The 21,014-nt window shown below is 70.5% G+C and carries 16 protein-coding genes; 4 read left to right on the top strand and 12 right to left on the bottom strand.

Annotation, left to right across the window (positions count from 1 at the left end; genetic code table 11):
• Nucleotides 1-320: 320 nt before the first annotated feature.
• Together mtnA and mtnK are read right to left on the bottom strand one after the other, a co-directional pair.
• Nucleotides 321-1,424 (bottom strand): S-methyl-5-thioribose-1-phosphate isomerase, encoded by a 1,104-nt coding sequence (mtnA, locus tag EAT49_RS04900; protein ID WP_123641172.1) that lies wholly within the window; start codon nucleotides 1,422-1,424, stop codon nucleotides 321-323.
• Complete coding sequence (gene mtnK, locus EAT49_RS04895; protein WP_185020651.1) at nucleotides 1,421-2,686, bottom strand: S-methyl-5-thioribose kinase; 1,266 nt, start codon at nucleotides 2,684-2,686, stop codon at nucleotides 1,421-1,423. Before mtnK ends, mtnA begins: the two co-directional genes overlap by 4 nt.
• Before the next feature lie 138 nt (nucleotides 2,687-2,824).
• On the opposite strand from mtnK, the gene EAT49_RS04890 reads away from it, so the two are divergent.
• The 4 genes from EAT49_RS04890 to EAT49_RS04875 are packed head-to-tail and all read left to right on the top strand — an operon-like array spanning nucleotide 2,825 to nucleotide 6,999.
• Entirely contained in the window at nucleotides 2,825-4,339 is a 1,515-nt protein-coding gene (locus tag EAT49_RS04890) for a sugar ABC transporter ATP-binding protein (RefSeq protein WP_123641170.1), read from the top strand.
• Complete coding sequence (locus tag EAT49_RS04885) at nucleotides 4,336-5,397, top strand: ABC transporter permease (RefSeq protein WP_123641169.1); 1,062 nt, start codon at nucleotides 4,336-4,338, stop codon at nucleotides 5,395-5,397. The genes EAT49_RS04890 and EAT49_RS04885 overlap by 4 nt, the downstream gene beginning before the upstream one ends.
• Nucleotides 5,398-5,440: 43 nt before the next feature.
• A complete protein-coding gene (locus tag EAT49_RS04880) occupies nucleotides 5,441-6,490 on the top strand; it encodes a substrate-binding domain-containing protein (RefSeq protein WP_123641168.1) in 1,050 nt (349 codons plus the stop codon).
• 53 nt (nucleotides 6,491-6,543) lie between these two features.
• The gene (locus tag EAT49_RS04875; protein WP_123641167.1) at nucleotides 6,544-6,999 is read left to right on the top strand and encodes an RbsD/FucU family protein; all 456 of its coding nucleotides are present in this window, start codon (nucleotides 6,544-6,546) and stop codon (nucleotides 6,997-6,999) included.
• A gap of 299 nt (nucleotides 7,000-7,298) precedes the next feature.
• Here EAT49_RS04875 and EAT49_RS04870 read toward each other — a convergent pair whose 3' ends face one another.
• From EAT49_RS04870 to EAT49_RS04825, 10 genes are all read right to left on the bottom strand, one after another.
• Entirely contained in the window at nucleotides 7,299-8,414 is a 1,116-nt protein-coding gene (locus EAT49_RS04870) for a RuBisCO large subunit C-terminal-like domain-containing protein (RefSeq protein WP_123641166.1), read from the bottom strand.
• 1 nt (nucleotide 8,415) lies between these two features.
• On the bottom strand, nucleotides 8,416-9,420 hold the full coding sequence (locus tag EAT49_RS04865; protein ID WP_123641165.1) for a transketolase family protein: 1,005 nt from the start codon (nucleotides 9,418-9,420) through the stop codon (nucleotides 8,416-8,418).
• Nucleotides 9,420-10,355: a transketolase gene (locus EAT49_RS04860; protein WP_123641164.1), complete on the bottom strand. Its 936-nt coding sequence runs from the start codon at nucleotides 10,353-10,355 to the stop codon at nucleotides 9,420-9,422. Before EAT49_RS04860 ends, EAT49_RS04865 begins: the two co-directional genes overlap by 1 nt.
• A gap of 120 nt (nucleotides 10,356-10,475) precedes the next feature.
• The gene (locus tag EAT49_RS04855) at nucleotides 10,476-12,953 is read right to left on the bottom strand and encodes a M10 family metallopeptidase C-terminal domain-containing protein (RefSeq protein ID WP_185020649.1); all 2,478 of its coding nucleotides are present in this window, start codon (nucleotides 12,951-12,953) and stop codon (nucleotides 10,476-10,478) included.
• A 435-nt stretch (nucleotides 12,954-13,388) separates the two neighbouring features.
• Nucleotides 13,389-14,429 carry an alginate lyase family protein gene (locus EAT49_RS04850; RefSeq protein ID WP_123641162.1) on the bottom strand — a complete coding sequence of 347 codons (1,041 nt, stop codon included), beginning with the start codon at nucleotides 14,427-14,429 and terminating at the stop codon, nucleotides 13,389-13,391.
• Nucleotides 14,426-17,152, bottom strand: a complete 2,727-nt coding sequence (locus EAT49_RS04845; protein ID WP_185020648.1) for a tetratricopeptide repeat protein — start codon at nucleotides 17,150-17,152, stop codon at nucleotides 14,426-14,428. The genes EAT49_RS04850 and EAT49_RS04845 overlap by 4 nt, the downstream gene beginning before the upstream one ends.
• A gap of 17 nt (nucleotides 17,153-17,169) precedes the next feature.
• Nucleotides 17,170-17,805, bottom strand: a complete 636-nt coding sequence (locus tag EAT49_RS04840; protein WP_123641160.1) for a hypothetical protein — start codon at nucleotides 17,803-17,805, stop codon at nucleotides 17,170-17,172.
• Nucleotides 17,802-19,115, bottom strand: a complete 1,314-nt coding sequence (locus EAT49_RS04835; RefSeq protein WP_123641159.1) for an alginate O-acetyltransferase AlgX-related protein — start codon at nucleotides 19,113-19,115, stop codon at nucleotides 17,802-17,804. Before EAT49_RS04835 ends, EAT49_RS04840 begins: the two co-directional genes overlap by 4 nt.
• Complete coding sequence (locus EAT49_RS04830; RefSeq protein WP_123641158.1) at nucleotides 19,112-19,906, bottom strand: hypothetical protein; 795 nt, start codon at nucleotides 19,904-19,906, stop codon at nucleotides 19,112-19,114. The genes EAT49_RS04835 and EAT49_RS04830 overlap by 4 nt, the downstream gene beginning before the upstream one ends.
• The gene (locus EAT49_RS04825; RefSeq protein WP_123641157.1) at nucleotides 19,899-21,011 is read right to left on the bottom strand and encodes an alginate O-acetyltransferase AlgX-related protein; all 1,113 of its coding nucleotides are present in this window, start codon (nucleotides 21,009-21,011) and stop codon (nucleotides 19,899-19,901) included. Before EAT49_RS04825 ends, EAT49_RS04830 begins: the two co-directional genes overlap by 8 nt.
• Between the last annotated feature and the right edge of the window lie 3 nt (nucleotides 21,012-21,014).

The following is a 21,014-nucleotide window of genomic DNA, read 5'->3' as shown; positions in this document are numbered from 1 at the left end:
AGTTCTTGAAAAGGTATAATTAATCTCGCCTCGGCCTCCGGGGGGTGGGTTGGAAACCCACCCTACATCGGCTGGGGTGGCGCGCGCTGGTCGTGCGGGCGTCGGTGCGAGCGGGGCCGAAGACCCGCCCCACGGCGGATGTCCACGCGCAGCCTGTTGTCGAGGATGCAGGCCGGGCTTCAGCCCGGCACCCGCCGCGTAGAGGGAGCGCACTCATGATCGGGTCGGCTGCCGTTGAGTGGAAGGATGTGCTTGAGGTGGGTTGGAAACCCACTCTACGGCGCGGGGCGAGCCGGGCAGAAGCCCGGCCTACACTTGACTCAAGCCGTTTCCCGCCGCTCGGGAAACAGCGCGAGCAGACCCTCGCGGCTGGCATCCGCCACGCCGCGCTCGGTAATGAGACCCGTGACCAGCCGCGCGGGTGTCACGTCGAAGGCCGGGTTGTCGCCCGGCGTGCCGTCGGGCGAGATCTGCACGAACCTGGCCCGCCCCTCCTCGTCCCGGCCATAGATGTGCGTGACCTCGCGGCCGTCCCTCTCCTCGATCGGGATCTCCGCCACGCCGTCCGACACCGTCCAGTCCACCGTGGAAGAGGGCAGCGCCACATAGAACGGCACGCCGTTGTCCTTCGCCGCCAGCGCCTTCAGATACGTCCCGATCTTGTTGCACACGTCCCCAGACGCCGTGGTCCGGTCGGTGCCCACGATCACCATGTCGACCTGCCCGTGCTGCATCAGGTGCCCGCCCGCGTTGTCGACGATCAGGTGATGCGGAATGCCCGCGCCGTTCATCTCCCAGGCGGTGAGCTGCGCGCCCTGGTTGCGGGGCCTCGTCTCGTCCACCCAGACATGGATCGGGATGCCTGCCTCCATGGCATGATACATGGGCGACGTCGCCGTGCCCCAGTCCACCGTCGCGAGCCAGCCCGCGTTGCAATGGGTTAGGATGTTCACCGGCTCTCCGGGGCCTTTCCGCGCGGCGATCTCCTTGATGATCTCGAGCCCGTGGACGCCGATCAGGCGATTCGTCTCGACATCCTCGTCGCAGATCCGCGCAGCCTTGGCGAAGGCGGCCTCGGCCCGCTGATCCTCGGGGAGCCGCCCCAGCGCGCTGCGCATCTCGTTCAGCGCCCAGCGAAGGTTGATCGCCGTGGGCCGCGTCTCGTGCAGCACGTCATAGGCCCTCGCAAGAGAGGCGTCCGACGGATCACGCGCCATCTCGCAGGCCACGCCATAGGCCGCCGTCGCCCCGATCAGCGGGGCGCCGCGCACCCACATCTCGCGGATCGCCGTGGCGAAGTCCTCCAGCGCTTCCAGTGTCACCACCGGAAAATCGTGCGGCAGCCAGCGCTGGTCGATGATCCGGACCGCTCCCGTGCCCTCGTCCCGCCAGATCGAGCGGTAATGGGTGTCGCCTACCTTCATGCCGTCTCTCCCGTCTCTCTCTCCCGCGCCATGGCGAGAACGGTGTCTATGTCCGTGATCTGCCGCCGCCGCAGCACGAGATCGCGCCCGAGCCGAAGGCTGCGTTCCTCGAGCGGCGCGCGTAGATCCTCATTCTCGATGCTGTCGAACTCGGCCACATGGGCAAGGCCCAGGATGCGGCGGTGCATCTCGATGCCTGCAAAGCCCAGCAGGTCGGCGAAGATCTCCGCCAGAAGCTCGTCCCGCGCCGCCTCGGCGGCATCCGCGTGACCCTGGTCCTCGTAGAGCGTGACCGGGTAGAGGATGCCCGTCCGCTCCGTCGCCCAGAGCCTGCGGAACTCGTCGGTGAAGCTGACCCAGGTCTCCCGCGTCACCTCCAGAAGCCACTCCTGGTAGGCCGCCCGCTCCTCCGCATCGGGGATATGGGCCGACATGGAATGGTAGGCCATCAGGTAGTTGCCGATCAGCATCCCGATGTCGAAGCCCATGGGACCGTAGAAGGCGAATTCCGGGTCGATGATCCGGACCGAGTCGCCCGTCACCATGATCGAGCCCGCGTGCAGATCGCCGTGGCACAGGGTCTCCGCCCGTGCGGTGAAGGCGCGCTTCATGTGCTGGGCCTCGATCTTCAGCGCCTTGTCGGCGCGCAACTCGTCCACCACGCCGTCGAGCTGCGGCGCGGTGTGGCGGTTCATCTCCGCATCGAAATAGGGATCTGTAAAGACGAGGTTCTCCGTGATGTCGCAAAGCTCCACATTGCCCGAGAAGAGCGCGACATCCGCCTTCTTCTGTCCTGCGTCCATCGACAGGTCCGAGCAGCGAAAGGCGGTGCGGGCGCAGAACCGGCCCATGACCCGGCCCAACTCCTCGACCTTGCGGCCGGCCATGGTCTGCCCGCGCAGGATGATGTGGGGGGAAAGCCGCTCCATCACGATCAGGGCCTGGTCCTCGTCGAAATAGGCGACCTTGGGCACGATGCCCGGGTCCACCGCCTCCTGCCGGATCAGGGCGTTGTACTCGAAGAAGGCGCGCTTCAGCGGCAGGGGCCAGCTGTCCCCGACAAGGCGGACGTAGGGAAGCGCCTGCTTGACGATCACCGAGCCCGAGGAGCCCTCCACGATGAAGACGAGGTTGAGGTTGCCGTCGCCCACTTCCGCCACCCGCCACGCCTCCGGCGGGCCGCCCACCGCTTCCGCAACGGCAGGCAGGCCGCCCAGCCTGTGCGGCAGGGTCTCGGGGCTCAGGGGCTCGTATTCGCTCAAGATTTCCTCCCTCGGGGCCGCGGCGGTCCGGAGCGTGGACCGCCGTTCGCCGCGGCAGGGTAGGGGGCATGAACGGCATTTGTCAATCTATGTTGACTTTTGTCAGATCGCTTGGTCTGGTCCCCGGCGGGAGGAGTCATGGACCGCAGTTTCTGCCGCATCACGGGCCTGAAAAAGGCGTTCGGCGAAAACCTCGTCCTGTGCGGGCTCGACCTCGAGCTGCCGGCGGGACGGGTGACCGCGCTCATGGGCGCGAACGGCGCGGGAAAGTCCACGCTGGTCAAGATCCTGTCCGGCGTCTACCGCCGCGACGGCGGGCGGATCATGCTGGGCGACACGGCGTTCGAGCCGACGAGCCCCGCCGACGCGATCCGCAAGGGCATCGTCACGGTCCACCAGTCGATCAACGACGGGGTGATTCCGGATCTCGACGTGGCCTCCAACCTGATGATCGACCGGCTGGCCGAGCCCGGCTGGGGCTTCTTCCTCCGCCGCCGGGCGCTCCTCGCCGAGGCGCGCCGGATCGCGGAGCGCATGGGCCTCGGCATCGACGTCCGCACGCCCGTCTCGGAACTCGGGGTGGCCGACCGGCAGCTCATCGCGATCGCGCGGGCCATGGCCCACGAGCCGGCGCTGCTGATCCTCGACGAGCCCACGTCCTCGCTCTCTGCGGCCGAGGCGCAGCGGCTCTTCGACCTCGTGGACATGCTGAAGGCGCAAGGGGTCGCGATCCTCTACATCTCGCATCGCATGTCCGACATTCGCCGCATCGCGGACCGCATCGTCTCCATGCGCGACGGCGAGATCGCGGGGCTCTTCGAGGGCGACGCCCTGGATTACGAAGGCGCGGTGAACGCCATGCTGGGCCACGGGCTGACCGAGACGGACCTCGCGCCCGTGGTGCCGGGGCGGGCGGTGGTGACACTCTCGGGGCTGAAGCTGCGCCCCGACAGCGCGCCGTTCGATCTCGCGCTCCACGAGAACGAGGTCGTGGCGGTCACGGGCCTGCTGGGGAGCGGCAAGACGGCCCTCGCCCAGAGCCTCTTCGGCCTGCACCGGCCCGCGGCGGGGCGCATGGCGCTCGACGGGCGGGATCATGCGCCGGGAAGCCCGGCCGAGGCGATCCGCGCGGGCGTCTTCATGTCCGCCAAGGACCGGGCCAGCAACGCGGTGATCGCCGATTTCGACATCGCGCGGAACATGACGGTGCCGTTCCTCGGCGCCTTCTCCGCTGCCTCCTTCGTCAGCCGCAGCCGCGAGAGGCAGACCGCGAAGGAAATGATCGAGGCGCTGTCCATCGTCTGCCAGTCGGAGAGGGACGGCATCCTGACGCTCTCGGGCGGCAACCAGCAGAAGGTGATGCTGGCGCGCTGGCTGTCGCAGGAGTGCCGGATCCTCGTGCTCGACGAGCCGTTCCAGGGCGTCGACATCCGCTCGCGCCGGGACATCGGCGACAAGGTGCGCCGCACCGCGCGGGGCCGCGCCACGCTGGTCTGCGTCGCGGAACTCGACGAGGCGCTGGAGATCGCGGACCGGATCGTGGTGATGCACGACCACGCGGTGACCGCCGAATTCGTGAACCGGGACGTGGACGTGGCGGCCATTCTCTCCGCCGTGACCGGCCCGGCAGACCCACAGGAGACCGCTGCATGAGCGCAGAAGCCGACAAACCGGCCCCCATGGCACCCTCCCGCGCGCCGGGCGGCAGCACGCTGCTCGACCTCGCCATCCGCTACGGCTTCCTGGCGCTGCTGGTGGGGCTCCTGCTGTTCTTCGCCATCTTCGCGCCGGGCTTCGCCGGGCCGCGCTCGGCGGTGTTCATCTTCCAGTCCGTCGCGATCACCGGGATCCTCGCGCTGGGCGTGACCTGTACCCTCGTGGTGGGGGGCTTCGACCTGTCGATCGGGTCGGTCGCCACCTCGGCGATGATGCTCGCCGCCTATGTCATGGTGGTGATGGAGCAGAGCGCCGGCGTGGCGATCGTCGCCTGTCTCGTGATGGGCGCTGTGATCGGCGTGGTGAACGGGCTCCTGATCGTCAAGTTCAAGGTGCCGGATCTTCTGGCCACGCTGGGCATGATGTTCCTTCTCGTGGGCCTCCAGCGCATCCCCACCGAGGGGCGCTCCATCTCCGTCGGCATGACGCTGCCCTCGGGCGAGACGGCCGAGGGGGCCTTCTCCCCCTTCTTCCTCGCTATGGGCCGGCACCGGTTCGACCTCGTGCTGGAAAACCTCATCCCGATCTCGGTGGTGTTCCTCATCGTCATCGGCGTGATCGTCTGGTGTTTCCTCGAACTCACCCGCCACGGGCGGCTGATGTATGCCGTGGGCTCGAACGCCCGCGCCGCGGCGCTGACGGGCACCAACGTCAACGGCTACAAGATCCTCGCCTACATGATCTCGGGCGTCCTCGCCTCGGTGGGCGGGATGCTTCTGGCCGCGCGGCTGGGGCGGGGCGATATCGCCTCGGGGACCAATCTGCTTCTGGACGCGGTGGCCGCGGCCCTGATCGGCTTCGCCGTTCTGGGCGCCGCCAAGCCCAACGCGTTCGGCACCGCCATGGGGGCGCTCTTCGTCGGGATCCTGCTGCAGGGCCTGACGATGATGAACGCCCCCTATTACACGCAGGATTTCGTCAAGGGCGCCGTTCTGGTCGTGGCACTGGTCTTCACCTTTGCCCTCTCGGCCCGCCGGTCCCGGGGCGAGACCTGACGCATCCGGCGCACACCGCGCCGACCAAGGGAGGAGACCACCCATGACACCCAACCGCAGAACCACCCTCGGCCTTCTCGGCGGCCTCGCGCTCGCCGGGACCACCGCGCTCACCGCCGCGGCGCAGGACATGCCCGCGCCCTTCGACAACCCCTCCGAGGTGCAGATCGCGCTCGTGCGCTATCTCTCCACCGGCGACTTCTTCCAGGCCTATCTCGCGGGCGTCGAGGCCCAGGCCGAGGCGCTGGGCGTCGACCTGCGCGTCTTCGACAGCCGCCAGGACGCCGCCCTTCAGGCCGACATGGTCGACCAGGCCATCGCGCTGGGCGTGGACGGCATCATCATCCAGCACGGCCTCACCGAGTCGATGCGCGAGGCGGCCCAGCGGGCCGTGGACGCCGGCATCGAGGTCGTGGCCTTCGACGTGAACGTCGAGAACGACGCGATCCCGCAGATCGAGCAGTCGGACTACCTGCTGGGCCAGCTCGCCCTCGAGCAGGCCATCGTCGACAACGGCGACACCTGGGACGCGGGCTATGTCTACGTCCCCGGCATCGCGCCGCTCGACCGCCGCCACGCGGCCTGGGAGGACATCAAGGCCGCGAACCCGGGCATCACCGAGGTCGCGCAGATGGGCACGCTCGACAACCCCATCGCCAACTCCAACGCCAACCAGGCGCGGTCCGTGCTGCAGGCGAACCCCACGATCAGCGTCTTCTTCGCGCCCTACAACGAGTTCGCAAAGGGCGTGAAGATCGCCGTGGACGAGGCCGGACTGAGCCAGGACATCTCGATCTACTCGGCGGACGTCTCCACCGCCGACATCGCCGCCATGCGCGAGCCTGATTCTGCGTGGAAGGCCACCGTGGCCACGAACCCCGCCGTGGTGGGCGAGGTCTCGGTCCGGGCGCTCGCCATGATGCTGGCCGGAGAGGACCCGGGCAACCAGGTCATCGTGCCGCCCACGCTGATCACCCAGGACTTCCTGAACGAAGCGGACATCTCGAACATGGAGGATCTCTCGGCCAACATGCCGCAGTTCGCCCATGCCGATGTCGCCATGACCGAGTGGATGCCGCTGCCGCCGCGCTGAGGCGTGTATGGGGCCGTGCCGCCGGGTGCGGCCCCGCTTTCCCGGAGGCTATCATGCTCAAGACCATCGACCCCAGCATCACGCCCGAGCTGATGGATTGCCTGATCCGGCTCGGACACGGCGACGAGATCGTGATCGCCGACCGCAACTTTCCCGCCGCCTCCACCGCTGCCGAGTGCGTGATGCCCGAGGTGATCCGCCTGCCGGGCTTTTCGGCTCCCGAGGCCGTGGCGCTGATCACGCGGCTCATGCCCATCGACAATTTCACCGACTACGGCGCGCTGCGGATGGAGGTGGACGGCCAGCCCGACCTCGTGAACGAGGCCCATGCCGAGACCTTCGACGTCCTGCGCCGCGTGGCCCCCGAGGGGACCGGGCTCAAGAGCCTCGAGCGGCAGGAGTTCTACGCCCATGCGAAACGCTGCTTCGCCGTGGTGGCCTGTTCCGAGGACCGGCCCTACGGCTGCTTCATCCTGCGGATGGGCGTGGTGTTCCCGGAGGACGAATAGGGGGTTCTCCTAGGAGGGGGGCTGCAAGCCGAAGTGCGTTCCGGCCAATATCACGCCAAATCCAACCGTCATTCTCCGCCCCGGCGCGGAATCAAGGCCGCAGGCCGCCGCGCCATCGACGGGCCGCCCGGACCGCCCGGCGATTGGGTGACGCCAGCGCTTCGCTCATTCGGAGCCATGTCACGTCACCATAAAGCGCGCAGATCAACCCGGGGATCGCCGCACCACGGCCCGCCGATGGCGCGCCTATCCGCTCCAGCCCGACGTGGACAGACGACGCGCGTCGGCGCCCCCCGGCCTCAGCCCCCCGCCGCCTCGAGGCTGCCGCGCATCGCCCGGACGGCCTCGCCGATCCTCTCCCCGGCGCGCAGAAGGCTCCCGCCCAGGAGATAGACCACGTCCTGCCCGTACATCGTTGCCATGTCGGCCGCGCGCTCGACGCTCATGCCGCCGCCCGGCGAGGGGAGCATCGGACGCCCGGGGCCCTCGCCCCGGCAGGCCGCCGCGATCTCGAGGCACTCCGCCGCCGAGAACCCGAACCTTCCGCCGACGTTCGGAAAGACCGAGATGTCCGACCCCGCGAGCCGCTGTAGCACGCCGTACATGACCCCGTGCGCGATCCCGAACTCGGGCGACAGCACGAAGGCGCCCGTGAAGGACGGATGCGTCATGATCGGCAGGCCGAAGCCCTCGTCCCGCGACAGCGCATGGACCGGCCCGAAGCCCATGAGCCCCGGCATCAGCAGGACGCCCGTGGCGCCAAGCTCCTTCGCCCGGTGCGCCTGCGCCACCGGATCGCCGCCCGCGCCGGTGACGTTGGCGATGTAGACCGCACGCCCGCCGGTCCGGGCATTGGCCTCCGCCACCGCCTCCGCCACGGCGCGCACCCGCGCCTCGAAGGGCGCCATCGGCTGATCGGCGAGGCCGTGGTCCTCCTTGATGATGTCCGCCCCGCCCTCGACGCACAGCGCGGCGATCCGCGCGAGGGCGGCGGGCGAGGACCCCTGCGGCTTGATCACCGGCGCGATGAGGCCGCCGGTGGCGCGCCCGGTCAGCGCCCGCAGCCCCGCGATGCCGAAGCGCGGGCCGGCAAAGCGGCGGGCGATCTCTGCGCCGGGGGCGAAGCCCATGACCCGGATTCCCGCCTGCATGGACGAATTGCCGAAGATCACGTTGACGAGCTGAAGGATCTCGTGCCCCGCGCTGTCGGGATCGTAGGAGATGACCGCCTCGAAGGCCCCGCCCGCGGGCTCCAGGCTCTCCACCTGTCCCACGATGCGGTCGCGGATCGGCCCCTCGGGCACCACGTCCCAAGGCACCTCCACCGTCTGTTCGAGCGCGATGCCCTCGGCCCGCTCCCGCGCCTCTTCGGGGGTGGCGGCAAGGATGCGGTAGGTGACGCGGAACCGCGCCACCTCAGAGCGCCTCTGCCTTGACCTCGGAATGCACCGCCTCGACCCGCGCCCCGGCAAGGTCCTCTTCGGTGATACCGGTCTTCTCTCCCAGCAGGTCCTCGATCCCGCGCAGAAGCGCGGTGGCATCGAGGCCGTAATGCTTCATCAGGTAGCCGCGCGAGCCGCCGTGGGCGAAGGTGTCCCGCAGCCCCAGCCGCACCAGCCTTTTCCCGGCGCCCGCCTCCGCCATGATCTCTGCGGCCAGAGACCCGAGCCCGCCGTCGATCACGTGGTTCTCCAGCACGACGACGCCCTTCGACACCGCGTTCACATGGTCGAGGAACGCCGCCCGGTCGAAGGGCTTGATCGTGTGGATGTGCAGGTGCCGCACCGACACGCCCGCGCCCTCCAGCGCCGCCCGGCAGCGCAACGCCTCCTCCGTGGCGATGCCCGAGGTGACGACGAGCACGTCCTGCCCCGTCGCCAGCTCCCGCATCTCGCCCACCTTGATGGGCGTGTCGAAGAGGCGCGGCACCGACCCGCGCAGCACCCGGCAGTAGACCGGCCCGTCGATGGAATCCGCCGCGGCGCAGATGCTCTCCACCTCCGTCGCGTCGCCGGTCTCCAGCACCGTCATGTTGGGGATCGAGCGCATCACCGCCACGTCCTCGATCGCCTGGTGGGTCATGCCGCCCGGCGTGGTGATCCCCGGCAGGAACCCCATCAGCCGCACCTTCCGCCGCGGATAGGCCACGGAGGCGATGAGCTGGTCATAGGGCCGCCGGTAGAGAAAGACGCCGAAGGAATGGAGGAACGGCCGGTAGCCGGCGAGCCCGAGCCCGCCCGCGAAGCTCATCATGTTCTGCTCCGCCATGCCCAGCGACACGAACCGGTCCGGATGCCGGTCGCGGAACCCGTCGATCTCGCAGGAGGAGGTCAGGTCCGCCGACAGGCAGAGCACGTCCGGATTGGCCAGCGCGTGCGTCTCGAACGCCGCCGCATAGGGGCGGTTCACCATCTCGGCCATCAGTGCGCCCCTTCCGACAGGTCCACGGGGTCGATCCCCAGCTCTGCGGCGATCGACGCGTTCATCTCCGCGCGCTCCTCCTCGGACTTGAAGCGCACATAGTGCAGCCGCGGGAACCGCCGCTGCAGGAACGACATCCCTTGCGTCGGCGAGGACCGCGCGAGCACGATCAGCGGGCAGCCCTCGTGCGGTGTCGCCTTCGCCTCCCGGAGCGCGTCCAGGTCATGGGCGTCGACCTCGACGCAGACCGCGCCGAACTCCCGGAACTTGGCGACGAGATCGCCCACCTCCATGACGCTCGACATGGCCCCGTCGCATTGCTGGTCGTTCACGTCCATCAGCGCCCAGAGATTGTCGATCCGGTGATGGGCGGCGGCCTGCACCGCTTCCCAGGTCTGGCCCTCCTGCACCTCGCCGTCCGACATGAAGACGCAGACCTCGCCCGGCTCGCCCCGCCGCTTGCGCCCGAAGGCAAGGCCGGCGGCGGTGGACAGCCCGATCCCGAGCGTGCCGTTGTGCACCTCCATGCCGGGCGAATGCTCCGCCCCGATCATCTCGACCGACGAGCCGTCCTTGTTGAACATCTCGAGCCCCGCCTCGTCCATCCGCCCGGTCTCGATCAGCGCGGCATAGGCCACGAGCGCGTAATGGGCGGGGGCGATGAAGAGCCGGTCGAACTCGGGCGCGGCGGGACCGTTGTAGCCAGCGCCGGTGACGTAATCGGGGTTGTCCGCGCTCGGCACGCCCGCGAAGGGCCGGGGGACGGCGGGCAGGGTGGGGGCGCCCAGGGTCAGCGCCTCGTTGTAGAGAAACGCGAGCTGCTCCGCCGCGGAACAGGCCTGGCTGAGGTAGCCGCCGTTGTTGCGCATGGCATGGACGAAGACCCGCTTGCGGATGCCCTCGGCGATCTCGTCGGTGCGTCTGGCGTTGCGCATGGGACCCCCTTGTTTCGCCCCAGCAATCGCCAAGAGGGCGACAAATGTCAAGGGTAGGTGTCTTTTGACGCGCAGGCCGGGTCGAGGGGAGCGCCCGGCCTGCGGGCGCTCCCCTGCGGATCACAGCAGCAGGTCGTCGATCCCGAGAGGGATCGGGCCGATCTCGATCACCAGATCGGCCCGGCCGTCGCCGTCCGTGTCGCCCCTGAGAGACCCGTTCTCGAAGACGAACCTCCCCGGGCCCGTGCCGTTCCACGCGAAGGACTGATGGCCCGGGCGCGTCGTATCGGCGTCGATCCGTGCAAGCTCGATCACGTCCGCGCCGCTCTCGAAGTCGAGGATACGGTCGTGGGCGCCCCGTGCGCTCTCTTCGACGGACCGGAACACGAAGCGATCCGCGCCGCCGCCGCCGCGCAGCACGTCTGCGCCGAGACCGCCGAGGATCACGTCGTCCCCGCCGCCGCCGTCGAGCCGGTCCTTGCCGCCGCCGCCGTCGACCCGGTCGTCGCCGCCCCGCGCCCAGATCCGGTCGTCGCCGCTCCGGCCGAGAATGACGTTCGCCGCGTCGTTCCCGAGAATGAGGTCGTTCGAAGCTGTCCCGGTCCCGTCGATGGCCCTGCCGCCGACAAGCTCCAGCCGTTCGACATCGGCCGACATGGCGAAATCGACCGACGCGCGCACCTCGTCCCAGTTGCCGAGCCCGTGCACGACCGTGCCCTCCTCGGTAACGTCGAAGCGGTCCTTGCCGTCCGTCCCCGTCAGGGTCGGACCGCCCGTTCCGTCCGCCGGCGCGGGGTCGGTTTCGACCGGCGCCGGGGCAGGGGCCGGAGCGGAGTCGGACGCCCCGCCGATCCCCTTGAACACGTCCTCGATGGCATCGAGCGCAAGGAACGCCTGGTCCGACAGCCGCAGCGCGCCGTCGTCGAAGACCAGCCACTCGACCCCGTGGACCGCATCCCGGTCCTGTCCGCCCTGCCGGTCGTCGACCTCCCAGCCGCCACCGGACAGGCGCGCCAGGCGGAAATCCGACCTGTCGCCGGTATAGACGGCCATGTCCTCGCCCGCTCCGCCGCGCAGGACATCGCGCCCCGCGCCGCCGATCAGCACGTCGTTGCCGTCGCCCCCGGTGAGCGTGTCGTGGCCGCCCCGGCCGTCGAGCCATGCGCCGCCGTCACGGCCGTGCACGTCGTCGGCCAGCCGGGTGCCCACCACCTTGCCGAACCGCACCGTATTGGCCTCCGCATCGGTGACCGATCCGTAATGCGTCCCTTCGGTGTTCACGAAGAGCGTGGGCGAGATGATGTCGGAATTGGCGTCCCGGACCGAGGCGTCCACCCGCACGGTATTGCCGTGATCGCGCCCGCCGTGAAAGTTGATGTCCCGGTCGGTGCTCGTGACATGGACCTTGTTCCCGACCGCCGAGCGCCAGGAGGCGAAGACCACCGAATGCCGCATGTCGAGATCGCTGAGGTTCACGAAGGAACTGTCGTAGACATCCCGGATCTGCAGCGCATAGCCATTGCCCCCCGGGCCCTTGTTATGGGCGCCTGTGATCCCGATCCCGTCCGCCTGCGCCTCCCGGCTCAGCGCCATGTTGACGCCGAGCGAGGGCACGTCGCGGGCCTCGATGTCGAAGAGCCTGAGGCCGGCCGTGCCCTCGACCTGCACCACCGCGTTCCGGTCGTAGGCGCTCAGCGTATTGTCGAATCGCGAGGGATCGGCCTTGCCCAGCCCGTAGTCCACGGCGAAGCCGCCCAGCGCGATGTCCCGCGCCAGCGCGATCTCCGACACCCGGGTCTCGCCCGGGACGAAGTCGAAGTGCAGCCCCGATGCCAGCGTGATGGTCCGCCCGTCGACCTCCGCCACCTCGACGATGGAGGTCCGCAGCGGCACGTCCTTGCGCCACGTCCGGTCGCCGATCTCGTCGTAGAAGGCATCGGTGCTCTCGCGCGCCAGGTAGACGAAATCCCCTGGCCGGAAGTCGTGTGCGCCGGTCAGGGTGATCCGCGTCGCGCCCTCGTCCGCCGCGTCGGCCAGGGTGAAGCGGCCGCTCGTCCCGCCGTCACCGACCGCGAAGGCCTCCTGCCCGAGGCCCGACGCCATCCGGATCACCGTCACGCCCGCGCCCGCGCCCACGACCGACACGCCGTCCTCATCGAGCACGATGGTCCGGTCGAAGCTGTAGCGCCCGGCCCCGAGCCGGATCACCGTCCCCGCCTCGCTGCCGTCGATCAGCTCCTGGAGCGCGCGCGCGCCGATGCCCGGGCCGACCTCGACCACCTCGCCCCCGCTTGCGGGCCCCTGGCGTTCCGGCGCCCAGCTCTCCGGCACCGGCACCGGCACCGGCACCGCGCTCCCATCGTCCTCTTCACTCCCGCCGGTCAGCGAGATCTCCGCCGGCCCCGCGCCCTTGAACCGGATCGTGGCGCTCTCGCCGGGCGCGAGGTCGAGGCTCTCGAGCGTCACCCGGGCGCCGGCCTCGGTCGGGGTCCAGGAGGTCGCCCGCCAGAGGCTCTCGATCTCTCCGGGCACTCCGATGTCGAACGTGGCGGCGTCGCGCCGCTCCGATCCCGTGTTCGTCACGACGATGTCGGCCACGAAGCCGTCATTCCAAACCTTCCCCGGAAGGGAAGTCAGCGCAAAGGTCATGTCTGATGGGTCCCATGTCCCAGACGCCGCCCCGGGGCGGCGCGTTCCGGATGACCGCCCCTGTCCATGGGCGGACCCGGTCCAGGGACACGGGTGTCGGGCCGGGCAGGACCCTCAGAGCAAAGTTCCCGGTCCGGCGAAAGCCCCCCGCCCGCGGGCACGCGGTGTCACGGTGAAATCCTGCCGGTCGTCCGCTCCGTCATCGGCAGGGGGTCGCCCGCCGCTCCCCGGGCCGCGGCTCCTCCGGCGCCCGTGCCACGGCCGGCCGTCCGGCGCCCCCGCCCCCTCCTCATCTGGCCGGAAATACTCCCGGGGGGTCCGGGGGGCGGAGCCCCCCGGCGGATCGGCGCCGGAGGCGCCGAAACCGCTCCGCCGGCACGGGCGCTACCAGAGGATGTCCTGGCTTCCCCCCAGCTTCGAATGGCCGAGCGGGCGGAACTCCTCGACGAAGGCCGCCAGGTCCGCATCCTCGAACAGCGAGAGATAGGCCTCCGCCCAGGCCAGCTCGTAGGATTGCAGGTCGTCGTCTCCCGCGAAGAAGGTCTGGGGTTCACCTGCCTTCTCCTCGGCCAGGTCCGGATCGGCAAAGGCCGCGGGCACGAATTCCGCGACGCGCCGCACGGCTCCGTCGCAGACCTCGAAGAGGTCGTATCCCTCGGGACGCAGCAGCGCCGAGGTCACGACGAGCGGCGCGACGGCGTGCAGGTGGTAGTGCAGCGCCCGGTTCCCGCGGCCCATCTCCAGCGGCAGCGCGCCGTCCGCGTCGGCCTCGCAGGCGACCAGCTCCACCGTGCCCGCGGCCCAGTCGAGCAGATCCTCGTCCCGGGCTGCCAGCCCGGCCGCGGCGGCCGCGAGACCCGCCCAGGCGCGCAGGTTGTTGCGGCTGGCCCCTGGCGGGGCCTCCTCGTCGAAATAGGCGGCGCTCGCCGCGGCGCGCTCCCGGAACCAGCCCTCGATCACCTCGCGGTCCTCGGCGCTCAAGGCCGTCGCCAGCGGCGCCACCTGCAGATAGGCCAGCGCGATGCCGCCCAGCCGCGAGGGAGAGGAAATCTGCGCGTTCATCGTCTGCAGGTCGCTCAGCGCATCGGCCTCCGCCCAGACGAGGATCGCCTCGGCGACGCAATTCGCGTCTCCCACCGATCCCGCGCCGCCCTCGACGGCGTCGTTCGCCGTGGAGGCAAGGTCGACGATGAAGTCGTCGATCGGCCCCAGCGCCTCGTTCACCGCGGCGTTCGATTCCGCGTCGAGATCCGAGCGGTCCTCGCTCTCGTCCGTGTAGCGGCTGCCGTAGGCGAGCGAGATCACCGGCTCCGGAACGTCGATGCAGGCCTCCGCCTGCGCCTCCCCGGTCTGGGCGGGCAACACCGCCGGCATGGCGGCAAGGCCGACCGCGAGAAGGGGCAGGGCGCGTGTCGTCATCGTCATTGCTGTGTCTCCTGTGTCTGAAGCAGCCGGACCGTGGCGGCCGCCTCGGGATGTCCGGCCTCGGCGGCGGCGGTCAGCCACCGACGCGACTCCTCGAGAGAGGGCGCGACGCCGAGACCGAGGGAATAGGCGTTGGAAAGCAGGAACATGGCCTCGGGCTCGCCCCCTTCCGCGGCGCCGGTCAGAAGCCGCACATACTCCGTCAGCGCCTCCGGACCCGCGGCATCCGCCCGCACGATCCTTGCAAGTTCGAGCTGTGCCTCGGGCACGCCCGCCGCGGCGGCCTCCTCGTAGAGGGCCACGGGGTCGATCCGCTCCCGGACGCTCGCCCGGACGTCCGGCGCCGCGAAGCCGACCCTGTCGAGAAGGCCCGGCACATCCTCAAGCTCCGAGGCCGCGACAAGGTCCACGAAAAGATCCGCGACCTCCTCCGGCTCCATCTCCAGCCCGCTGTCCTCGGCGTCCGCCAGCGACAGGAGTCGCAGCATGGCGAGCCGATGCCCGTCCTGCCGCGCCTGCCGCAAGAGTGCGAGCGCCCGGTCCCGGCTCCCGTCCGTCGTGCCGCGGGCGAGCATCGCATCGGCCAGCGACACCATCTGCCAGCCCTCGTTCTCGGCCACCGCCGCGGAGACGTCGAGCCAGCGCTCCACCGCCTCCGCGCGTCCGTGGCGGTCCGCCGCGGCAACCATCTCCAGAGCATGGGGCAGGTTGCAGTTCATCGCCGCGCGGGCCCGCCCGAGGTAGTCGCTCACCCGCGCCTCCTCCTCGAGGAACCCGAGCGCGAAGATCAGCGCCTCGAAATCGCCGCGCGCCTCGATGACCTCCGCGTAGCTGTCGAAGACGTCGCGCGGCTCCTCCGCGAGCCCGGCGAGGGTCCGCAGGCCGAGGCCCTCGCCGCGCGCCGCCAGGGCCTCGGCCAGACGCCGCAGCTCGGCCTCGTCGGACATGGCGCCCGCGGAGGTCAGCGCCTCCAGAAGCACCGCCTGCGCGCCGTTCTCGCCCTCCGCCACCGCCTGGCGCAACAGCTCCAGCGCCCGGCCGGGCGGGGCCGCGTCCGGGTCGGCCCGGCGGAGCAGCGCCTTCGCCCGCTCCGTCAGGGGGCCGCTCGCGGCGTCCCGCGACAGCCGCCGCATCACGTCGCTGTCCGCCTCCAGCGGCAGGTCCCGGAGCAGCGCGTAGGAGGGCGACCGTCCGGTCAGCGCCTGTGTCTGCACCTTCGCCAGCAGCACCGGGTCGGGATCGGCCGCCTGGGCGGCGATCTCGGGCGGCGTGAGTTCGATCCGGTCATAGCCCGAAACGCCGTACATCCGGTCCCAGTAGCGCGCGTGATCCGCATGGGGCGCCTCCGGACTGCGGCAGTGGAAGGCGTCGCGCAGCTGCTCCATCCCCGCCGCCGTGCCGACCGAGACGACGACCTCCTGCAGGTCCGAGGTCAGCACGAGGAACTCCTGCAAGGTCCGGGCATGGCGAAAGCCGATGCGCGCCAACCGCGTCACCGCCGTGGGATGCCCGGGCTCCGCCTCCAGCGCCCGCCGGAAGAACGCGGCGGCCTCGGCCTCTCCGGCCCAGCGGCCCTGGTTCTCCAGGATCATGTCGCCCATCTGCGCGAGGACCCAGGCGGGGGCATCGGGCATCTCCGCAAGCCGCCGCAGCGCGTCTTCCTGCCGCGCGCGGTCTTCCGGGCCAGGCTCCTCGATGCTGTCCGCGAGCCCGACGAGCCGCACCAGCCCGTCGCGCTCGCCCCTTTCCGCGGCCGCCTCGTAGAGCCTGCGCGCCGCATCGATGTCCTGCGGGGCCAGGGCGCCGACCTCGTAGACCTGCCCCAGCTCCGCCTGCGCGAACCCGAGGCCCGCCTCCGCCGCCTGTTCGAGATAGGTCAGCGCCGCCGTGTTGTCCCTTTCGAGACCGATCGCCTCCATATGCAGACGCGCCACCTGCCAGGCGGCATTGTGGTCCCCGAGATCCGCCGAGAGCCGGTACCAGCGCTCGGCGAGCGCCAGATCCTGCGCCACGATCTCTCCGACCCGGAACGCCGAGCCGATGCGGTTGATCCGGTCGCAGAGCCGCGCGTCGAGATCGCCCACCAGCGCCCCGAAAGCCAGCGTCACGGCAAGCTCGGGCGCCACGTCCCAGCCCGGCACGGTGCTCCCGTCCGAGGTCATCTGCGCGAGATCGAGGAGCGCCTCGGGATTGCCGGCATAGGCCGACTGGACCATGAAGGCTTGGGCCCTCTGCACGTCCGCGCCGATGCCGTAGCCGTTCAGCAGAAGCTCGCCCGCCATGTGCAGCGCCCGCGGCGAGGACTGGATCTCCATTTCGAGGAAGCGCTCGACCAGCCCTTCCGCCTCGAGCGTCGCGAACCGCTCCGTGGTCACCAGGAAGTCGATCCGGTCCGCCAGATGGTCCAGCGCGTCATAGTCCGGGTCCGCCTCCCGCAGCCGCTCCATCGCGCCGAGGATCACCGTGTCCCAGCGCTCCGGGTCGAGCGCCGCCAGCCGCCGCAGGTCGCGCCGCACGAGGCTGGTGGAGCGGTCGCCGAAGCCTTCACCGTCCCAGCCCGACCAGGCCGCCACGATCTCGTCGTCGGGCGGCCGCGGATCGCACAGCGGCTGAAGCTGCACGTCCGGCGGTTCGAACTGCACGTCGAGAGGGGCGGCCGCGGCGGGCAGCGGCATTCCCTGGGACAGGATCGCGGCCAGGGCCGCAGGCGCGAGACGCGGCATGGTCAGGCTCCTTCGGGTCATTCGTAGGTATTGGCCTCGGCCGTGGCGGTGCGGTTTCCGGACCCGCCGGCGAAGAGCACGGTCGTGCCACCGCCCCGGCGCATCTCGACGCCCTCCACCACGGCCAGCGTCTCGCCCTCGTGCCGCACCTCGAAGGTCAGCGTCAGCGGGGCGTTCAGCGCGACGCCCGCGCCCGACATCGGCCCGACGCCGCCGACCGCCGTCGCCTCGGCGCTCGGGACGTAGAGATCGACGCCCTCCAGTTCGGTCAGGTTGTAGAACACCAGATCGCCCTGGGCGGGCGAGCCCGTGACGGCGTCCGTCTCCGGCGTGCCCTCTTCGGGCGCCAGGAGCGAGTAATGCAGGTTCGGCCCGGCCTCGATCACGGTCTCGGTGCCGCCCACCTCCACCGGCACCTCGCCCGGCGCGATCTCCACATAGGAGGTCAGGCCGCTCTTGCCCGGCACATGGGAGCCGCCGGCGATGGTCACCCTGTCGCCCCCCGGCGCATAGACCCGGAGAAACGACGCGTCCGGCGCGCTCGGCTCGGGATAGAGACCCTCGTCCTGAGCCGCTGCGGGCAGGGCGCTCAGCGCCCCCGTTGCGGCCAGAGCCAGAATGGGAAGATCCTTGCGGAAACTGCGGCTGTTCATGATCTGTCGTCCTCCTGCTTGCAGATGGCGAGGGTTGCGTCCTCGGGGATGGCACGGTCGAATTCGGCCACCACGGTGGCGATCCCGTCCTCCCAGTAGGGGCCGAGATACTGGTAGAAGCGCCGGGTCGGATCGAGCCGCTGCGCACGTTCGATCTTCGCGGTGACCTCGAGCCCCGCTTCGGTGACGAAGGTCATCTCCACGGCCCGGCCGCCGCGCGTGCTGCCCGCATCTGCGCGCAGGTAATCGTCGCGGCCGAGCAGGCCTTCGGGAACCTCGGCGGCCATGGTCTGCGGACCGGGCCGCGTATCCTCGAGCAGTGTGCAGGCATCCGTCGCGGCCGCGATCAGCTCCAGCAGCGGCAGCTCTCCGAATTCGCCGAGGTTGTTGTAGACCGGGTTTTCCCAGACGAGGTAATCCGGCGGCCGCTCGGCGAAATCGTCCGACATCATGTAGGACAGGATCGAGCCGTACTGGTTGCCGCCCCGGATCGCGTAGTTCGCCACCTCGAGCCCGCTGGCCTGCGCGAGAAACCCGTCGAAATTGAACTCCTCGGTCCGCGACATCGACGTGCCGACCAGCGCGATGGCCGGCCCGCCCGCGTCGCCCGCGAACAGCCCGCCGCCTGCCGCGTCCCCGGTGGTCCCGGTCTCGAACACCTCCGTCTGCGCGGGGGGCACCGTCTCCCTGCAGCGCGCCTGGATCTGCCGCCGGATCTCCGAAAAGACCGGCTCGACCCCCTGCGACACGGTCTCGTGCGCAGTCTTCTCGAGCCCGTCATAGATGTCGGTCTCCCGGATCGCCTCTGCCGTGACCTCCGCGACCGCCCGCGCGCCCGACGAGGACCAGTGGAAATCCGTCGGAATGAACACCGGCTCATCCGCCTGCGCCCCGGTCAGCGCCGCGCGCCCGTCGACCGTTGTCACGCCCTCTGCCCGGAGCCGCGCGACGATGTCGTCGTAGACCTCCGCCGCGATGCCGGGATCGAACCCGTAATCCGCCGCGTGGGCCGGCAAGGCCTCCGGCAGGGAAAGGCTCTTGGTGGGCACCGGCACATAGATCAGCACGGTGCCCCGCGCGGCCAGCGCCTCCGACAGCCGCCCCACCAGATCGACGGTCTCGGAACTCATCGGATGATACATCCTGAGGTCGATGTCGCGCCGGAAGAAGATCCCGTCCGCTCCCTCCAGCACGGGCACCGAGGCCTCGTGCTGAAGCGCGCGGCACCCGAAGGCTGACTGCTGCTGCGCGACCGCTCCGGTCGCGGCGAGGAGCGCCAGCGGCGCAAGGATCAGGCTCGGAAGTCTCATGGCCGATCCTCCCCGGTCTCTTCCGCAAGTCCGGGCCCGGCCCCGCCGGATGCCAGGACCTTGGGGTTCGACTCGATCATCCGCAGGAGGTTCTCCGCCGTGGTCCGGTTCCCCAGGTCGTCAGAGGCCGCCACGGCCTCCAGCATCGAGACCACCGTCTCCGCCTCGGCCTCGCCGCGCCCCGACATCGCCCGAACCGCGAAATCGAGCGCCGCGCCCGTCTCGCCGGCCTCGGCCAGATCGAGCCGCAGTTGCCGCGCCTTTTCCGGATGGAAGCCAAAGGGATGGCCCGTCGCGTAGAAGTCGATCAGCGCCGTCTGCGCCACCCGGTTGCCCCTCAGGGCCCAGGACCGCAGCGCGTTCTCGAGATGCCCCAGCCGTGCCTCGCTGATCTCGGTCTCCCGGTCCTCGAGGATGCGCACCAGCGGCCGCACCGCATAGTCCCGCCCGGTATAGGCCGCGGTCGCGTAGTAGAGCGCCGCCGCGCTCACCAGCCCCGGATCGTCGAGCGCCATCAGACGGTTCGCGTAGCGCCACGAGGCCAGCCCGTCGCCCAGGTCCGCCAGCTCGCGCATGTCGTCGAAGGAGATCGTCTCCCCCGCCAGCATCCGCCGTCGCGCCTGTTGCAGCCGCCAGGTCGGCAGATCCAGCGTTTCCGTCACCCGGTTGTCCTGCACCGGCACCAGTGCCGGTGCCGGACCGCTCTCCGGCCGCTCGACTGCCGCCACGGCCGGAGCGCCGGAAACCAGCAGGACAAGGCAGAGTCCCGCGCGCATCATCCTGTCATCCATCGATCGTCTCCGCGTCTGAAGGGCCAGCGCTGACCCGCGCCTCCGCGGGCCAGATTCCGTCATCCGCCAAGTAGCGAACGGGAAACTCCCACAGAATGATCCGTGTCCCGTCGTCCGGCATGCCCGGCTCGTCCAGCAGCGCCTGCATCGGGCGCACCGGCCCCTGTCCTTCCTCGGCGAGGTTCAGCATGTCCCGCCCCAGCGCCAGCTTCAGCGCCGCAACGAAGCTCCAGTCGGGATTGGCGCTGTAGCTCGTGCCCACGAGCAGCGCGTCGGGCGTCCCGGCATCGGCGGCGAAGATGCCGCCCGACGCGGCATCGGCCTTCTCGGCGACGTAGGGTCGCACCCGTTCCGGCCCGAGCCCGATCCTCGGCGCCACGCGCTCCGTCGTCACGAAGGACACCAGATCGCCGATGAACTCCTCCGGCCGCGCCGCCCTGGCCACGAATTCCGTGTCGCCCGCGGGCACCAGGCCCGAGGCCGCCACCGCGTGCGCCGCCGCCGCCGCGCCGCCGGGCGTCCAGTGCGTGTCCCGGGTCAGGAAGACCGGCGCCTCCTCCGCCGCCGCGACCATGGCGGGTCGGATGTCCACCGCCGGCACGCCCGCCTCGGCGAGGGACGCGAGGAAGCGCGTGTATTGCCGCTCCATCGCCGCGCCCGCCGCGCGGCCCGGCTGCCGCTCGCGGTAGAGGTCCGCCTTGGCGGGCAGGGGCAGGAGCACGAGGTCCACCCCGTCCTCCGCCAGCCGCCGCTCCACGCCCGCGATCCACGTCGCGGCGCGGGCGATCTGCCCCGGCGCAGCCACAACCATCTCCTCGTCCGAGAAGAGCCAGCCGTCGGCGCCCACCGTCACCCCCGCCCGGCCCTCGCCGACGAGCAGGTAGCGCCCCGCGCCGACCCAGCCGACCGCGGCCTCCCGGTGCGGCAGGGCGTCGGTATAGAGCCCGCCCAGTGCCGCCGTCGCCTCGCCGCGCAGGACGCTGCCCTCCGCCGCGGCCAGCCTCGGCCGGTCGGCGCCCGTGAACACCGCCCAGTTGGCATAGGCCGCGTAGCCCAGGAACAGGAGCGGCAGGAGCAGCCGGAATCGTGACATCAGAACCCGCATGGG

Source organism: Histidinibacterium lentulum (genome assembly GCF_003789055.1).
Classification (GTDB): domain Bacteria; phylum Pseudomonadota; class Alphaproteobacteria; order Rhodobacterales; family Rhodobacteraceae; genus Oceanicola; species Oceanicola lentulus.
The sequence above is the reverse complement of the archived record's forward strand: the minus strand, read 5'-3'. Positions and strand labels throughout refer to the sequence as shown.

Excerpts from the sequence above, each read along its gene's own strand:
- mtnA (WP_123641172.1), bottom strand. The coding sequence starts at position 1,424 with ATGAAGGTAGGCGACACCCATTACCGCTCGATCTGGCGGGACGAGGGC.
- EAT49_RS04890 (WP_123641170.1), top strand. The coding sequence starts at position 2,825 with ATGGACCGCAGTTTCTGCCGCATCACGGGCCTGAAAAAGGCGTTCGGC.
- EAT49_RS04885 (WP_123641169.1), top strand. The coding sequence starts at position 4,336 with ATGAGCGCAGAAGCCGACAAACCGGCCCCCATGGCACCCTCCCGCGCG.
- EAT49_RS04880 (WP_123641168.1), top strand. The coding sequence starts at position 5,441 with ATGACACCCAACCGCAGAACCACCCTCGGCCTTCTCGGCGGCCTCGCG.
- EAT49_RS04875 (WP_123641167.1), top strand. The coding sequence starts at position 6,544 with ATGCTCAAGACCATCGACCCCAGCATCACGCCCGAGCTGATGGATTGC.
- EAT49_RS04865 (WP_123641165.1), bottom strand. The coding sequence starts at position 9,420 with ATGGCCGAGATGGTGAACCGCCCCTATGCGGCGGCGTTCGAGACGCAC.
- EAT49_RS04860 (WP_123641164.1), bottom strand. The coding sequence starts at position 10,355 with ATGCGCAACGCCAGACGCACCGACGAGATCGCCGAGGGCATCCGCAAG.
- EAT49_RS04850 (WP_123641162.1), bottom strand. The coding sequence starts at position 14,429 with ATGACGATGACGACACGCGCCCTGCCCCTTCTCGCGGTCGGCCTTGCC.
- EAT49_RS04845 (WP_185020648.1), bottom strand. The coding sequence starts at position 17,152 with ATGCCGCGTCTCGCGCCTGCGGCCCTGGCCGCGATCCTGTCCCAGGGA.
- EAT49_RS04840 (WP_123641160.1), bottom strand. The coding sequence starts at position 17,805 with ATGAACAGCCGCAGTTTCCGCAAGGATCTTCCCATTCTGGCTCTGGCC.
- EAT49_RS04835 (WP_123641159.1), bottom strand. The coding sequence starts at position 19,115 with ATGAGACTTCCGAGCCTGATCCTTGCGCCGCTGGCGCTCCTCGCCGCG.
- EAT49_RS04830 (WP_123641158.1), bottom strand. The coding sequence starts at position 19,906 with ATGGATGACAGGATGATGCGCGCGGGACTCTGCCTTGTCCTGCTGGTT.
- EAT49_RS04825 (WP_123641157.1), bottom strand. The coding sequence starts at position 21,011 with ATGCGGGTTCTGATGTCACGATTCCGGCTGCTCCTGCCGCTCCTGTTC.